The 15,664-nt window shown below is 42.8% G+C and carries 18 protein-coding genes; 15 read left to right on the top strand and 3 right to left on the bottom strand.

The genetic code is table 11. The annotated features are described in order from the left end of the window. Positions 1–14: 14 nt before the first annotated feature. Positions 15–368: a hypothetical protein gene (locus DS742_RS26635; RefSeq protein ID WP_117419939.1), complete on the top strand. Its 354-nt coding sequence runs from the start codon at positions 15–17 to the stop codon at positions 366–368. Positions 369–489: 121 nt separating this feature from the next. Then, positions 490–717 carry an AMP-binding enzyme gene (locus DS742_RS26630; RefSeq protein WP_170313608.1) on the top strand — a complete coding sequence of 76 codons (228 nt, stop codon included), beginning with the start codon at positions 490–492 and terminating at the stop codon, positions 715–717. Between the two features lie 43 nt (positions 718–760). On the opposite strand, the gene DS742_RS26625 is transcribed toward DS742_RS26630, so the two are convergent. Continuing rightward, the gene (locus DS742_RS26625) at positions 761–1,693 is read right to left on the bottom strand and encodes a LysR family transcriptional regulator (protein WP_117419937.1); all 933 of its coding nucleotides are present in this window, start codon (positions 1,691–1,693) and stop codon (positions 761–763) included. Positions 1,694–1,821: 128 nt separating this feature from the next. On the opposite strand from DS742_RS26625, the gene DS742_RS26620 reads away from it, so the two are divergent. The 4 genes from DS742_RS26620 to DS742_RS26605 all read left to right on the top strand — a co-directional run bounded on the left by DS742_RS26620 (position 1,822) and on the right by DS742_RS26605 (position 5,150). Next, positions 1,822–3,261: an aspartate ammonia-lyase gene (locus DS742_RS26620; protein WP_117419936.1), complete on the top strand. Its 1,440-nt coding sequence runs from the start codon at positions 1,822–1,824 to the stop codon at positions 3,259–3,261. Between the two features lie 330 nt (positions 3,262–3,591). Next, a complete protein-coding gene (locus DS742_RS26615; RefSeq protein WP_367575514.1) occupies positions 3,592–4,233 on the top strand; it encodes a DUF2087 domain-containing protein in 642 nt (213 codons plus the stop codon). A gap of 6 nt (positions 4,234–4,239) precedes the next feature. Beyond that, a complete protein-coding gene (locus tag DS742_RS26610; protein WP_117419934.1) occupies positions 4,240–4,932 on the top strand; it encodes an epoxyqueuosine reductase in 693 nt (230 codons plus the stop codon). Next, on the top strand, positions 4,929–5,150 hold the full coding sequence (locus DS742_RS26605) for a sulfurtransferase TusA family protein (protein WP_117419933.1): 222 nt from the start codon (positions 4,929–4,931) through the stop codon (positions 5,148–5,150). Before DS742_RS26610 ends, DS742_RS26605 begins: the two co-directional genes overlap by 4 nt. Here the strand turns inward: DS742_RS26605 and DS742_RS26600 are convergent. After that, entirely contained in the window at positions 5,140–6,039 is a 900-nt protein-coding gene (locus DS742_RS26600; RefSeq protein ID WP_117419932.1) for a LysR family transcriptional regulator, read from the bottom strand. The genes DS742_RS26605 and DS742_RS26600 overlap by 11 nt on opposite strands. Before the next feature lie 221 nt (positions 6,040–6,260). On the opposite strand from DS742_RS26600, the gene DS742_RS26595 reads away from it, so the two are divergent. The 9 genes from DS742_RS26595 to DS742_RS26555 all read left to right on the top strand — a co-directional run bounded on the left by DS742_RS26595 (position 6,261) and on the right by DS742_RS26555 (position 14,101). After that, positions 6,261–6,953, top strand: coding sequence for a YeeE/YedE thiosulfate transporter family protein (locus tag DS742_RS26595; protein ID WP_117419931.1), 693 nt, complete (start codon positions 6,261–6,263; stop codon positions 6,951–6,953). A 27-nt stretch (positions 6,954–6,980) separates the two neighbouring features. Next, entirely contained in the window at positions 6,981–7,208 is a 228-nt protein-coding gene (locus tag DS742_RS26590) for a sulfurtransferase TusA family protein (RefSeq protein ID WP_104434092.1), read from the top strand. Positions 7,209–7,235: 27 nt separating this feature from the next. Beyond that, positions 7,236–7,784, top strand: a complete 549-nt coding sequence (locus DS742_RS26585) for a YeeE/YedE thiosulfate transporter family protein (protein ID WP_170313607.1) — start codon at positions 7,236–7,238, stop codon at positions 7,782–7,784. A 54-nt stretch (positions 7,785–7,838) separates the two neighbouring features. After that, positions 7,839–9,059 (top strand): FAD-dependent oxidoreductase, encoded by a 1,221-nt coding sequence (locus DS742_RS26580; protein WP_117419930.1) that lies wholly within the window; start codon positions 7,839–7,841, stop codon positions 9,057–9,059. Positions 9,060–9,224: 165 nt separating this feature from the next. Then, positions 9,225–9,545: a rhodanese-like domain-containing protein gene (locus DS742_RS26575; RefSeq protein ID WP_117419974.1), complete on the top strand. Its 321-nt coding sequence runs from the start codon at positions 9,225–9,227 to the stop codon at positions 9,543–9,545. Between the two features lie 231 nt (positions 9,546–9,776). Then, positions 9,777–10,625, top strand: a complete 849-nt coding sequence (locus DS742_RS26570; protein ID WP_117419929.1) for a MurR/RpiR family transcriptional regulator — start codon at positions 9,777–9,779, stop codon at positions 10,623–10,625. A 3-nt stretch (positions 10,626–10,628) separates the two neighbouring features. Continuing rightward, a complete protein-coding gene (murQ, locus tag DS742_RS26565; protein ID WP_117419928.1) occupies positions 10,629–11,522 on the top strand; it encodes an N-acetylmuramic acid 6-phosphate etherase in 894 nt (297 codons plus the stop codon). 69 nt (positions 11,523–11,591) lie between these two features. Further along, positions 11,592–13,028, top strand: coding sequence for a PTS transporter subunit EIIC (locus tag DS742_RS26560; RefSeq protein ID WP_117419927.1), 1,437 nt, complete (start codon positions 11,592–11,594; stop codon positions 13,026–13,028). Next, complete coding sequence (locus tag DS742_RS26555; RefSeq protein WP_117419926.1) at positions 13,028–14,101, top strand: MupG family TIM beta-alpha barrel fold protein; 1,074 nt, start codon at positions 13,028–13,030, stop codon at positions 14,099–14,101. Before DS742_RS26560 ends, DS742_RS26555 begins: the two co-directional genes overlap by 1 nt. Before the next feature lie 76 nt (positions 14,102–14,177). Here DS742_RS26555 and pdxR read toward each other — a convergent pair whose 3' ends face one another. Beyond that, positions 14,178–15,566, bottom strand: a complete 1,389-nt coding sequence (pdxR, locus tag DS742_RS26550) for a MocR-like pyridoxine biosynthesis transcription factor PdxR (protein ID WP_117419925.1) — start codon at positions 15,564–15,566, stop codon at positions 14,178–14,180. Between the last annotated feature and the right edge of the window lie 98 nt (positions 15,567–15,664).

Below are 15,664 nucleotides of genomic sequence, written 5' to 3'. Positions count from 1 at the left end.
GAGGAAGTTAGACTATGGAACACGAATTTTATTGTCGGGCACGAAGATATTTTAAGGATGATTTTTATGAAGCCTGGAGCTTAGAATTTGATTATGGAAATGGTTATTCTGCCGAGGATAAAATGATTTTAGAGTGGTGTAATAATAAACCTAGAGTTTTATGCCTTATTAATTCAAGGGAAAGAATGAAATCAGAAGAGTATACAAGCATAATTTTGGGATTATTTGAAGATATTACTGAAGGAGAAGAATCATTTGAATTAAAACGTATATTTGATTTAAATGTAGACGAGTATGATATAGAAGATTTGATAAATAAGCATACTTTAATTTACGACAGTAATCGTACCGGCATTGGTACCCTATAACTAACAAATAAGTATAGATTATATAACCTCATCATGATTACTCGGTTTGATCTGTACATAACCCTGTTTCGACGGAAAAAAAGATGGAATATGCAATGTAAACGGGCGTAAGGTGATGTCCGTGAAAATAGAAAATGTACTGGCAGGCTGCCCAGGTATTGCTGAAGCTGCGGTGAAGACTTTGAAAAAGGGAGGTCAGGATATACTGGCAGCATGGATTGTACCGGAGGAACAGGGGGAACTGGATTTGCTGCAGGTACGTAAATATCTTAATGCCTCCCTGTGTGAATGGGAAATTTCGAAAGCTGTTTTTTTGTGGAAGAGCTTTCGAAAAGTGAAAAGATACTAAAAAGGAATTTAAAGGGTGTTAGTTGTAAAAAAAGTAATACCAGTTAAGAAATCAATTTCAAAAATTCAGACATGGCAAAGGTAATATACCGGTTCTTTTTGCAAAAGAAACAGATATTACGTTTGCTTTTTTCTTCGTCAAGCTTGTAATAGACCATGTCTTTCAGTGCCGGTGATTTACATAAAAGAGTATCACTGACAAAACAGATTCCCATTCCGGAGCATGCAATGTGATATGCAGTTGACTGCTGATCCAGTTCAAACAGGATATCAGGCTTAAAACCATTTGCTTTACACAAATGAGCTCCCCTTTGCATGGTATCATTGTTTGGTTTCAGCATTATGAAGGGATAATCCTTAAATGCCATCAGCGGCACTACAGGAACATTAGGGTCCTGACAGGCATTTGTCCGGATCTGTTCCAGAGTAACCTGATATTCCTGAAGATCTTTATTAATCTCGTATTTTTGTGGAACCGCGATCATTAAATGTTCTTCTCTGTATAAAAACGAATCAAACTTGGATTCGCAAAGGGTGCTGTTATCTACGATAAAATCCAGTGAACCAAGCAATAGCTGGGATTCAAGATTGCTGGTATTATCTTCTATAATCGTTACGTTAATTCCTGGATACTTCTGGTGCAGACTGGAAATCAGAGGGGGTATGACATAAGAAGTAAATAAATTGCTGCCTCCGATGGTAAGAGTTCCGGTCTGTAAGTTCCTGGCATCATCAAGATAATTATGAAAGTCCTGCTCAATGGCCATGATTGATTCCGCTGCCTGTATGTATTTAAGCCCGCACTCGGTCAGCCCAACCGGTGTAGTGCTTCGGTCAAAAATCGGCATACCGATTTTGTTCTCGATTCTTTTGATGGTGGAACTCAAAGAGGGCTGGGAAATAAAGAGATTGCTAGCTGCTTTCGAGAAACTCTTTTCTTTGTAGACCTCATAAACGTATTCTTTGCCGGAAAACATAGTCGCCTCCATATAAGTGTAGAGTTATGATAATTATAAACCAATTGATATTTGATTATAGTATAAATGTTTTATATACTTATTACAAGAATCAGATATCAAACATTTGTAAAAAGTGAGGGAATCCTATGAAAAACAGTTTGGATGATAAAGAGGAAGGGTATCGTCTGGAGAAAGATATTATTGGAGAGTTGAATGTCTCCAGGAATGCCTATTATGGTATTCAATCCTTAAGAGCAAAAGAAAATTTCAATATTACCGGGTTGAAGATGCATCCGGAGATCATTAAAAATCTGGTTTATATTAAAAAAGCTGCTGCAATTACAAATTTTGAAGCTGGCTTACTGGATGAAACAATTGCTATGGCAATCGTCCAGGCATGCGATGAATTGCTGAAAGGAAAGCTCCTGGAATATTTTATTGTGGATCCCATACAGGGCGGAGCAGGAACTTCCCTGAATATGAATGCCAATGAAGTAATTGCAAACAGAGCAATCGAGATCCTGGGTGGAGAAAAAGGGGACTACAGCCTGATTAATCCCAATGATCATGTGAACTGCGGACAATCAACCAATGACGTGATTCCCACAGCAGGCAAAATGACGTGTTTTGTTCTTACAAAGAAAGCATTAAAACAGCTGGGACGCCTGTATAAAGCATTTGAGGAAAAAGCGAAGGAATTCGATCATGTGATTAAGATGGGAAGAACCCAGCTGCAGGATGCGGTACCCATACGTCTGGGGCAGGAGTTCCACGCGTATGCAACTGCTGTCAGAAGGGATATGATCCGTATAGAAAAAGCGCTTGAAGAAATAAGATATGTAAATTTAGGCGGCACTGCCATAGGAACCGGAATTAATGCGGATGAACAGTATATGAAACGGATTGTTCCAAAGCTGAAAGAGTTATCCGGCATTGATGTAATACAGGCTTCCGATCTTTTTGATGCAACTCAAAGTCTGGATTCCTTTGTGGCTGTTTCCGGAACGGTGAAAGCCTGCGCTGTCACGCTATCAAAAATAGCCAGTGACTTACGGCTGATGTCATCAGGACCAAGAACCGGATTTGGAGAAATAAATCTTCCGGCAAGGCAGAATGGATCGTCCATTATGCCGGGTAAGGTAAATCCGGTCATTCCTGAGGTGGTCAATCAGGTGGCTTTTCATATTATTGGGAACGACCTGACTATAACGTTAGCCGCTGAAGCGGGGCAGTTAGAGTTAAATGCCTTTGAACCCATTGTATTTTATTCCCTGTTTCAATCCATTGATACCCTGACTTATGCCGTGCAGACATTTGTGGATCACTGTATAACCGGTATAACAGCAAATGAAGAGAGATGCCGTCAATTAGTAGAAAACAGTGTAGGAGTCATTACCGCTTTATGTCCTCACATCGGTTACAGAGATTCGGCGGAGATTGCAAAAGAGGCTATTCGGACAGGCAGACCGGTAAGAGAGCTGATAATAAAAAAAGGAATACTGTCTCCGGCTGACGTAAATTTAGTGCTGGATCCCATGAATATGACGAAACCGGGGATTGCGAAAAAAAAGCTGTTAAGAAAATAAAAATTAAGGGTAAACTGTTTTAATGCCATAAAAAGCCACTGCAAAGTAAAACTCTGCAGTGGCTTTTTATAAAAACGGATTTAATTATTCATATAAACAAATTTAAAAAAAGACTATAAATATATAGACATAAAATAATAATAGTGTTAATATATTGCTTATATAAAGTATAAAGGAGATGATACTATTTTTGGGGACGCATCAAAGGATGAACTAAAAAACGGGTATATCAAAGAGGGAGAGACGTATACCTGTGTAATCTGCAAAGAAAGCTTTCTGGAAGGCCGGATCTATGAAAAGGCCGGGCTTTTCTATGATGCAGAAAGATCAATGAAAGAGCATATAAAAGAAAAACATGGATCCATGCTTTCCTATGTTCTGAATATGAGCTGTGCCAATACCGGAATTACCCAGGCACAGCAGAAGGTGCTTCAGCTTATTGCACAGGGGCTGTCGGATAAGGAAGTGGCTTCTGCGTTAGGCGTTGCAGATTCAACCATTCGAAACCATAAGTACAAATTAAGGGAAAAAGAAAAGCAGGCGAAGGTTTTTCTGGCCATGATGGAACTGCTGTCTGAACAGACACAAAAGGAAATCAGCCGTCTGGAAGGAAGTGTGCTGCATGATGCACACAGTTCGGCTACCATGGTGGATGACCGCTATAATATCACGGATAAAGAAATTGAAAGCATCAGAAAAACCTATTTTGATGACAAGGGCGGTTTAAAAAGCATACCTGCCAGAGAGAAGAAAAAGCTGGTCGTATTAAGCGAAATCGTAAAGAATTTTGCGCCTGGTAAACAATATGAGGAGAAGGAGTTAAACCGTATTTTAAAAAGGATTTATGAGGATAATGCCGCCATTCGAAGAGCGCTTATTGAATACGGATTTATGGACCGGACAAACGATGGGACTCTTTATTGGGTCAAAGAAAAAGATGGGCAATTCATAAATCCGGATAAGACGAGGTAGGTTGATATGAAGGAAAAAATTCGTAACGCAGTTCTTCAGTCAGGCGCGGATGTGTGTGGATTTGCGGGCGCAGAAGGGTTTAATCAGGCACCGGATGGCTTTCAACCCTGCAGCATTTTTCCTGACTGTAAAAGCGTTGTTGTATTTGGTATAGCTTTACCACGCGGGTTATATGAAGTGGATTCCCGTTTTATTTATTCTCATTATAACAGTCTGGCCTGTCCGCAGGTTGACCACATCGCGTTACAGACTGCAAAGCTGATTGAAGATAGGTTTGAAGCCCGCGCAGTTCCTCTGCCATGTGATTCTCCCTATGAATACTGGGATGAAGAGAAGCTGGAAGGGCGCGGTCTTATATCCATGAAGCATGCGGCATGCCTGGCAGGCCTTGGTACGATGGGAAAGAATACGCTGCTTCTGAATAAAGAATTTGGAAACCGCCTGGTCGTGGGCTGCGTTCTCACAGATCTGGAAACAGAACCAGATGAACCTGCTGTTTCCATCTGCCCGGACAGCTGCAGTCTGTGCATAGAGAACTGCCCTCAGGGGTCCATTAAGGAAGGGTTTGTGGAGCAGAAACCATGCAGACAATACAGCTATGGAAAAACAAAGCGGGGCTTTGAAACAGTAGAATGCAATCGGTGCAGAACTGTCTGCCCCATGCGTTTCGGAGTGAAAAGAGGAAAGGGAAAAGTATGAAAAAAATAGACTGTCTGGGCGAGATCTGCCCGGTTCCTGTAATGAAACTGCAGGCAGTTATGGATTCCATACAAAAAGGAGAAGACTATCTGCTGGTTACGGATCACAGCTGCACCATTTCAAATCTGGAATCCTTTTGTAAAGCCAATAAACTGGATTACCAATTGGATGAGGTGATGAACGGCGTATGGGAGATCACTATTACTGCTAGCAGATAGTGTCCTTTAATATTTTTTCAATATATTTTATGAGCTTTGCCGATTCAGGAGAAGCAGGTACATCATTGGAACGTTTAATGGAGTAATAATCATTCTCAAACTCCAGCCCGGGACAGTCAATGATGCAAAGCTGCTTATGGTAAAGCTCTTTTTTTATTGCCATGTAGGGCAGAAAGGCAAGCCCGAAGCCATTGATCGCTGACAGCTTAATGGATTCTGTGGATTCCAGTGTGTAAAGAATATGAAGTCTGCTGATCTGAATTCCGCTTTTTATTAAAGATCTGTCTATGAGCTGCCTGGTTTTCTGATTTTTGTCAAGCATCAGCAGAGGATAATGATAAAGTTCCTCAGATGATAACCGGGTCGGAACCTGCATCTTTTCTCCTGCGACCAGACAGAACCTGTCCGTAAATACTTTTTTGGAAGAAAGATTTTTATCCTTTGGCCTGCCGATGATGATCCCCATATCTGCCTGACCCTTTGTTATTTTTTCCTCAATATTCTGGCTGGTCATGACCTCCATATGAAGGGTATATTGGGGATAATTGTTCTTTACATGATAGAGGGTACAGGGCAGGGCATAGGAATAGACGCAGGGATTGGCTATTATATGTATGGTTTTGTTCTGATTTTGAGAGTTAGAGATGTCTAAAAACATTCGGTCATAAGAAGATGTAATTTCCATGGCGTGACTGTATACGATTTTTCCCGTATCGGTAGGTATGACCCCGTTATAATTGCGTTCAAAGAGCCGGGCACCGATTTCCAGTTCCATGACCCGCAGCTGCTGGCTTAGTGCGGACTGGCTGATACTCATAAGTTCCGCAGCCTTTGAGATGCTGCCCGTTTCCACTATTTTAATAAACATCTTCAGATTTTGAACATTCATAAGAATCTCCCCTCGCAAAACTGCTAACTGTTAAAATTCTGTACAGTTCCCCTTGGGCAATTATAACAAATGTAAGGCATCATGACTAGTGGGAAGATTTGTTTGGGTATAAGGATATCTTATACCATATAAAAATCTTGATTAACAGCTTTAAATTTATTGTGATATAATTTTACTGTAAAGATCGTTATATAATTATCAATGTAGAAGGGAGGATTCAAGTGTCAGAGACTAATTCAAGTACCGAAACAGGTACACAGAGAGTGCGTAAGACAAGAAAGCCCAAAAAGAGTCAGATTCCATTTGCTATACTACTTACTGCACTAATTATTGCTTTTGGATTCTATTTGGGGCATGGGAGCAGCAAGCTTCCGGTTTACTGGATATTTGGTATCGCATTTGGCTATATCCTGCAGCGCTCCAGATTCTGTTTTACAGCAGCGTTTCGTGATCCCTGCATAACAGGGAGCACATCAGTAACAAGAGCTGTCCTGGTGGCAGTCGCTGTATCAAGCGTTGGTTTTGTGGCAATTAAGTATGCCAGTGCTATGGGAGGCGGAGATTCCAATTTAAACATGGCGGGGGTATCCCCCATCGGGCTGCCGTTAATCATCGGGGCTGTCTTATTTGGAATTGGTATGGTAATTGCAGGAGGCTGTGCTTCCGGAACCTTAATGCGTGTGGGAGAGGGCTTCCTCATGCAGATGCTGTCACTGGTATTTTTTATCGCAGGTTCCGTCTGGGGTGCTCATGACATGGGATTCTGGGGAAAATTAAATGCCAATGCTCCGAAGGTATTTTTACCTGACGTATTTGGCTGGTTTGGAGCAATTGTCGTTCAGGGACTGATTATCGTATTGCTCTACATAGCTGCTGTGAAATGGCAGCAGAAGAAAATGGGAAGTATTGAATAAATAAAATTATTTAAAGGAGATAAAAAAATGGCTGAATTTACACTGGATTGTTTAGGCGAGGCTTGTCCTGTACCGTTAATGAAAACTGAGAAAAAGATGAGTGAGTTATCGGTAGGTGATGTGCTGGTGGTTTCCATTGACCACAGCTGTGCAATGAAGAATGTTCCTGAATGGGCAAGAAAACAGGGACACAATGTTGAAATTGAAGAAGTAGATGACGGAGAATGGGAAATCGTTATTGAGAAAGCAAAATAATAACCGCTTTGAAAGTAGGTGAATGAATTGAAAGAGTTTTTTATTAAACTGGGTGATCATCCGATTTACAAAAAACTGTTAAAGGAACCTTTAACCTATGTGGCGGGAGCTGTTTTACTTTCCGTTTTCCAGATTGCTCATTTCACAGTATTTGAAAAAGGCTGGGGAGTGACAAGTACATTTGCTGTCTGGGGAACCTGGGTTTATAACGCACTGGGCGGAGATGCAGGCAGCTGGGCCTATTATGCATCGGAAAAGATGCAGCAGGAACTTCATACCGGTTTTCTGGCAGACGGCGGTTCCATCCGAAATCTTGGCATTATCTTCGGAGCATTGGCAGCAACCTTATTTGCATCACAGTTTAAAATAAAGAAGATTAAAACCCTGCGCCAGGTAGTGGCAGCTGTCCTGGGCGGTCTGCTTATGGGTTACGGAGCAAGACTTGCAAACGGCTGTAATATCGGAGCTTTGTTTACCGCAATTGCATCCTTTTCCTTATCCGGCTGGGTATTTGGAGCGTTCCTTTTAGTGGGAGCATTTATCGGAAGCAAATTACTGGCAAAGTATTTTATGTAATGGCTGGAGCAATCAGAAATGATTGCTCCAATCGTTTAGAAAGGATTATATACCATGGAAAAGAAAACATTACAGTATGATGTGGTCATCATCGGCGGCGGCGCTGCCGGCTTAACTGCAGGTATTTATTGCGGAAGAGCAAAATTAAAGACGCTGATTATTGAAAAGACTCTGGTGGGCGGACTTGCAACTTATACCAATGAGATCGAAAATTACCCTGGTTTTCCTGATGGAGCCACCGGTCTTGGACTGATGGATTTATTTCATAAACAGGCCAAAAAGTTCGGAGTCGAGTTCAAATTAACCGATGTAAGAAGCGTATCTCTTGAGGGAGATGTAAAAAAAGTGGAAACGTTCCGCAATATCTTTGAGGCAAAGGCAGTGATCATCGGAAGCGGCGGAAAGCCCCGTCTGACCGGTGCAAAAAACGAGGAACTGTATCTTTATGATAAAGGAATCTCTTTCTGTGCTACCTGCGATGCAGCAGCCAACACCGGTAAAACGGTTATGGTAATCGGCAGCGGAGATGCGGCAATTGAAGAGGGCATGTTTTTAACAAAATTTGCTGATAAGGTGATTGTTTCCGTTATGCATGAAAACGGAAAGATGGACTGCAATGAAATTGCTAAGGCACAGGCACTGGCAAATCCCAAGATGGAATTTATGTGGAATACGGTTGTGGACAGCTTCGAGGGAGAAGAAAGACTCAGTACGGTTGTCTTAAAAAATGTAAAAACGGAAGAAAAGATTCCGGTTACCGTTGACAGCTGCTTTTTATTTATCGGATATCTGCCTAATACAGAGATATTTAAGGGAATGCTGGATATGAACCGCGGCGGTTATTTAATTACCAATGAACGGATGGAAACCAATATCCCTGGAGTTTATGCAGTAGGTGATGTGCGGGATAAATTCTTAAAGCAGGTTGCAACAGCAGTAGGCGACGGAGCAGTGGCAGGTTACGGAGCAGAAAAATATCTTTCTGAGTGTGAGATATTTGAGCAGCAGATTATGAATGAAGGAAAGCCTTCACTCGTCTATATCTATAATGCAGTTGATGCAAAATCCAGAGAGCTTTTATCTGTATTCAAGGAATTTGAGCAGGATCAAAACGGCATGCGGGTATCCTGCATTGACATCTATAAATCTGACGGAATTGCAAAACGCCTCGGCGTCCAAAGCGGTCCCTGCGCAGTCTGGATTAAGGATTGTAAGATACAGGAGAAGATTGACGGCGATATTACAAAGGAACGAATCGAAAGCATTTGTAAATAAGAAAATAAGATCCCCGGGCGGGTACACATGGTATTTTTTGATCATGTGTACCTGCCCGGGGTTTTTATTGCCATTTTGGACTGTATATGTGATTTAGTCACGGATAATAATAGAATAGGATTTATAATGAAATTAAATTTATTGAAGGAAACAGGAGAAAAATATATGTTTGAATTTTTAAAAAGAAATACAGGAAAAGTAATTCATGTAAATGATTTAGACCCACTCATTGGCAGTATTGAGTTAATAGATATCCGTGAGCCCTATGAATTTAAAAGCGGAACCTTGAGAACGGCAAAAAATATCCCCATGGGCAATTTATTATATAACCCGGAAAAATATTTAATGAAGGACAAGACCTATTATATCATGTGTCAGTCCGGAGCAAGAAGCAGACGAACCTGCAGTGCTCTTTTGAAAAAAGGATTCGATGTGGTGAATGTGGGGGGCGGTATGGGCTCCTACGTTGGTGCAAAGAGAAAATAAAATAGTCAGTTCCCGGTTCCATTTATCAGGGTATCTCCAACGGAACCGGGATTTTTTTGCCTGTCTCAAGAAAAATCCCCTCTGTTAATCCCCCGGAAAACATCATATAATGAAAATAAGTTTCATAATTTTTATCACATATTGAAACTATAATACAAACCCGCTAGAATGAGTTCAATACAACTGTGAAGCACAGGGAACTCCTTCCGGCTTTTTAGAGAGGAACAGAGAATGAAAGGTCTACTTGTAAGAATCGATGATTATGTTCAAAATTCCGGAGAGGCTGAAAAACAACTCATAAGCAGGCTTCAGAGAAATCCGGAATCTGTGTTAAGAAAGACCATTAAGGAGATTGCCAAAGAAACCTATACCTCTCCCGCCACCATTGTCAGGCTGTGTAAAAAGCTGGGTTGTAAAGGCTATAAGGATTTTCAGAGCACTCTGGCCTATGAGGTGGCTTTGTTTCGGGAGAGCCGTGATATTGCGTTTCAGAAGATCACCCAGAAGGATACTGTGGAGGATATTATTTATAAGGTAACAAAAAAAAATATTGAATCACTGGAAACCACGAGAAAGCTTCTGGAACCTAAGATAATAACGGATTGCGTGAAACTTTTAGAAACCAGCAGGACAGTTTCCCTGTTCGGGCTTGGAACTTCTCTTCTTGTAGCGAGGGACTTATACTTAAAGCTTCTCAGGGCAGATGTGATCTGCAGTTTATGTGATGACTGGCATGCCCAGTTTTTAACAGCCAAGAACTTACGGGCTGGTGATGTGGCAATTGTCATCAGCTATTCCGGTCTTACAGAAGAGATGCTTCAGTGCGCCAAAGAAGCCAAGGCAAACGGTGCAAAGGTGATTGCCATAACGAGAGCGGTTGAGTCTAAGCTTGCGGCGGAAGCGGATTTTGTTCTGCCTGTGGCTGCGACGGAGCTCATTCACAGAAGCGGAGCTATGTCTTCCAGGATTTCACAGTTAAATGTGGTAGATGTGCTGTTTACCGCTTATGTAAATCGCAATTACGAGTTCTGTATGAATCAGTTTGGCAGAACTCATATACAGAAAGACGGAGGAACATAAAAGATGATTGATTTATCAAAACTGACAACTGAGTCAAGAAATCCGGATACCATGAGTCTGGATGAGATGACCCCTATAGAAATCGCCCGGATCATGAACCGGGAGGATGAAACGGTTATAAAGGCAATAGAGGAAGTCATTCCCCAGATAGCCCAGGCCATCGGGTGGGCGGCCGAAAGTCTGAAAGCAGGCGGCAGAATCATCTATGTGGGCGCAGGTACATCGGGAAGGCTTGGAGTCCTTGATGCGGTAGAATGTCCGCCTACCTTCGGCGTGCCGCCTCAGATGGTTGTGGGATTGATCGCAGGAGGGGAAAAGGCATTTGTGGAAGCAGTGGAAGGTGCGGAAGACAGCGAGACTCTGTGCGAAGAGGAGTTAAAGTCCATAAGCCTGTTAAAAAAAGATATCGTAATCGGACTGGCTGCATCCGGCAGAACTCCCTATGTGATTCATGGACTCCGGTATGCGCGTTCCATTGGCTGTAAAACCGTCGCCATTTCATGCAACAGGGATTCTGCCATCGGAAAGGAGGCAATGCTTGCCATTGAGCCGGTCACAGGACCGGAGGTTCTTACCGGGTCCACCAGACTGAAGGCAGGTACTGCTCAGAAAATGGTTTTAAACATGATATCAACCGGAAGCATGATCGGAATCGGAAAGGTCTATCAGAATTTAATGGTGGATGTCAGACAGAGCAATGAAAAGCTTGTGGTGAGATCACAGAATATCGTGATGACAGCGACGGGCTGTGAAAGAGAGGAAGCAAAAGCGGTACTGGAACAGGCAGACGGCCATGTGAAAACAGCCGTAATTATGATTTTATCTGACTGTAATGCAAATGAAGCAAGAGAAAAGCTGTTAAAAGCAGGCGGGAATGTCCGTCAGGCTTTGAAATAGAAAACGAAAGGGGGTTTTGGTCTGCCAGTTAAGCCGAAACTATGAAATTAGAATAAAAGGAGGAGAACAATGGATTACAAGCAAGTCAGTGAAGAACTGTTATCACTGTTGGGAGGGAAAACCAACATCACATCCAATGCTGCCTGTATGACCAGGCTTCGCATCGGAGTGAAGGATTTATCAAAAGTGGACATAGTGCAGTTAAAAAAGGTGGAGGGAGTCCTCGGGGTAGTGGAAAGCAATACCCTTCAGATCGTCTTTGGACCTGGTAAGGTAAACAAGGTGTTGGACGAATTTTACAAGCTTACCGGGCTGCCAAAAGGCCAGGCAGACGATGGGGAAAAAGACAGCGATATCCAGACAGTCACAAGAGAAAATAAAGAACTGCAAAAGGCGAAGTATGATAAGCCTGTCCAGAGATTTTTAAAGAAAATCGCTAATATTTTCGTGGCACTGCTTCCTGGAATTATTGCAGCAGGTTTAATTAACGGTATCTGCAATGTTATTAATGTTTCAACACACGGTGCACTGGCGGGAGTCTGGTGGTTTGCCTGCATACGCACCATGGGCTGGGCTTTGTTCGCATACCTTCCTATTCTGGTGGGTTACAATGCAGCAAGAGAGTTCGGAGGATCAGGCGCACTGGGAGCCATTGCCGGCGCTATGTCCATAGCCAATGCAGGCATGCCTCTTCTTGCAACAATTAATGAGAAGCAGATTCTGCTGCCGATCACCAATGCTCCGTTTAACCCTGCTTCCGGAGGTCTTTTGGCAGCGTTAATTGCCGGTATGTTTTTCGCAGAACTGGAGAAGCGGATCAGAAAGCACATGCCGGATTTAATTGATACCTTTATCAGCCCTCTTCTGGTGCTCATTATTGGCGGAATCGTTGCATTGTTAGTCATTCAGCCTCTGGGAGCCGGACTGACCAAAGTGATCTTTGCAGTATTAAGTTTTGCATACGAAAAAATGGGAGTTGTGGGCGGCTATATTCTGTCTGCGGGCTTCCTGCCTCTGGTAGCAGTTGGACTGCATCAGGCTCTGACTCCGATTCATGCCATGTTAAATGACCCTGCTGGTGCCACAGGCGGCATCAATTATCTGCTCCCGATCTTAATGATGGCAGGCGGCGGTCAGGTGGGAGCTGGTATTGCTCTTTATGTGAAAACAAAAAATAAGAAATTAAAAAGATACATAAGAGACTCCATACCAGTAGGAATTCTTGGAATTGGAGAACCAATGATGTACGCAGTTACCCTGCCTCTTGGCAGATCATTCTTAACTGCCTGTATCGGAAGCGGCTTCGGAGGCGCGCTGGCAGCACTTCTTCATCTGGGAACTGTTTCTCAGGGTGTTTCCGGGCTGTTTGGGCTTCTTATTGTAAAACCTGGCCAGCAGCTGTCCTTTATACTGGCTATGCTGGTTGCCTACGCAGGCGGATTTTTAGTAACTTACTTCTTTGGCGTAGATGAAAACAGAATCAACGAGGTATACGGAGAAGAATAATGAAAACAGGAATTTCCATCTACTTCTCCAGTGGAATGGAGAAGAATGAAGCACTGATTAAAAAGGCAGTAAAAAACGGAGTCTCCTATGCGTTTACCTCTCTCCACATACCGGAAGAGACAGGAGTGGATTACAGTAATAGCATCAGGCAGCTTTTAAACTGCTGCAGGGAGGAAAATTTAAACCTGATCGCAGATGTGGGACCGGAGACCTATGAAAAGCTTGGTGTTGCCAGCATGGAAGAATTAAAGTCTCTGGGAATTACCCACGTAAGGCTGGATTATGGCTTTTCCCCCAGGGAAGTGGTTGAAATCTCCAAAAGCTTTTATGTCGTTTTCAATGCCTCCACCATTATGGAAGAGGAGCTTTTGGAATGGAAACAGTATGGGGCAGATTTTACCAGATTTGCAGCCTGCCATAACTTTTATCCCAAACAGTTCACCGCTTTGTCCTTAAAACAGGTGAAGGAAATCAATAACAGATTAAAGTATCTGGGATTTACAACCATGGCATTTGTACCGGGCAGTTTGACACTCAGGGGTCCGCTTTTTGAAGGTCTGCCTACAGTAGAAGAACACAGGAACCATCGGGCTGAGGTGGCTTTCAACATGTTGGAACTTTCTGTGCAGGGAAACTGTGATGTGGTGCTGGTTGGAGATGTGGACATTAAAGAGAAGGACTGGGAAGCGGTGAAATGCATCAGTCAGGGCTACGTGGAGCTGGAAGCCGGCTTAACTCCAGGCTATGAATTTGTTAGAGATCAGATCCATCATGACAGACCCGATTCAAGTGAATATATTTTCCGTTCCCAAGAGTCCAGATTGTATAAGCAGGATATTGAAGCGGAAGAGAATTCCTCAGAGACAATGGTTGGGGAAAACGGGATGCTTTTCAGAAAAGCAGGAAGCATCTGCATATCCAATAAAAAATATTTAAGGTATATGGGAGAACTCGAAATTGCCCGTGTGGATCTTCCAATGGATGAACGTCTCAATGTAATCGGGCAGATTAAGGAAAAGGATTTAAAATTTCTTCCTTACGTTCAGAAAGGCTTTGGAGTGAAGCTGATATAAAGGTGATAAATCATAAATAAAAACCAGCCGGGAGAAAAAGGTGTTTCATGCCCTCGTCTTCCGGCTGTTTTTTTTGTTAAATAGTGGCATCGATCAATGATTTCAGTGCTGCTATGCCATCCTGAATCTCTTTTTCGTTTAGATGACCGTAGCCCAATAAAAGTTTATCTGTATGACAGTTTTCGTCGCTGCAGTACTGGGATATGGTCTGTATTTGAATGCCGTTCTTTCTGCAGTCCGGAATAAAATCTTTTCCAAATTTTATTTCCGGTAATTCAAGAGCCACATGAAGTCCGGATTCATCGCCCCAGGCGCTGATCTGGCTGCCAAATGCCTCCTTTGCGGCTGACAGAAGGGTTTCGCGCTTCTTTGCGTACACTCTGCACATATGATGGACGTGGCGGTCCATCTTTCTGCTTTTTAAAAATTCTGTAAGAGCGATCTGCTCTAAAACAGGATTTTGAACATCCAGATAGTTCCGGAAATGCCTCCATTTTTTCTGCAGTTCTTTTGGAAGCACGGCAAATCCGATTCTCAGGGCGGGAAACAGAGTTTTGCTAAAGGTTCCCACATAGATTACTCTGGAAGGATCCATAGAATAAAGCGGAGTTACCGGTGAGCCGCTGTAGCGGTATTCGCTGTCGTAATCATCCTCAATGATATAGTAATCCTTTTCTGCTGCCAGACGAATCAGCGATGCACGACGCACAGCAGGCAGAATACCGCCTAATGGAAACTGATGGGAAGGTGTGACATATACGGCTGATAAATCCATCTTTTTAATCCATGATACATCGGCGCCCTGCCGGTCGACAGGCATGAAGCACAGGGGATAATTCCGGTCATTTATTACAGTGCGGATCCCTGGATGAGAAGGATTTTCCAAAGCAAAGGGCCGATTTTTCTTATAAAGTATATCCACCAGTAAATAGAATGCCTGGGTGGCGCCTGAGGTAATAAATATATCTTCCGGATTTACCTCCATGCTTCTGCTGCGCATCAGCCACTTGGAAATTTCTCTGCATAAAGGTTCATATCCTTTTGGACCGCTGTATTCTAACTGGTGTACAGGAAGAGTGTTTAATGCTCTGTGAACCATCTGGCTCCATGAAGACCATGGAAAAAGTGACAGATCCGGCTGTCCTGTTTTGAAATTCCAATGAATCGCCGGCTGCTCTTTTTTTGTATCCTGGGTGGTTCCTGCATTTCCCGGTATCATATGCAGTCCTTCTGTTACCATGGAGGGGGCACCCTGCCGGCTGATAATAAACCCTTCTGTCAGCAGCATGTCATAGGCTTCACATACAGTATTGCGGGAGGTTCCAAGCCCTTTTGCCAGTTCCCTGGTGGATGGCAATAATTCGCCTGGCAGGATATCTCCTGTGAGAATACGTTTGCGAAGGGAGAGAAAAATCTGGCGAGCCAGACTGATTTCACTGTTAGTGCGTAATTCAATTCCCCACATACTCTCTCCTTTCACTGGTCCATTAAAAATAAGTCTGAACTGGCTCTTACTATAGCCAGTTCATTACGGTATCATTATAGCAAATATTCGCTGTATTG

Origin of the sequence: Lacrimispora amygdalina, assembly GCF_003432035.1 — a bacterium.
GTDB lineage: Bacteria > Bacillota > Clostridia > Lachnospirales > Lachnospiraceae > Lacrimispora > Lacrimispora amygdalina.
This window is presented reverse-complemented; position numbering and strand designations above follow the sequence as displayed.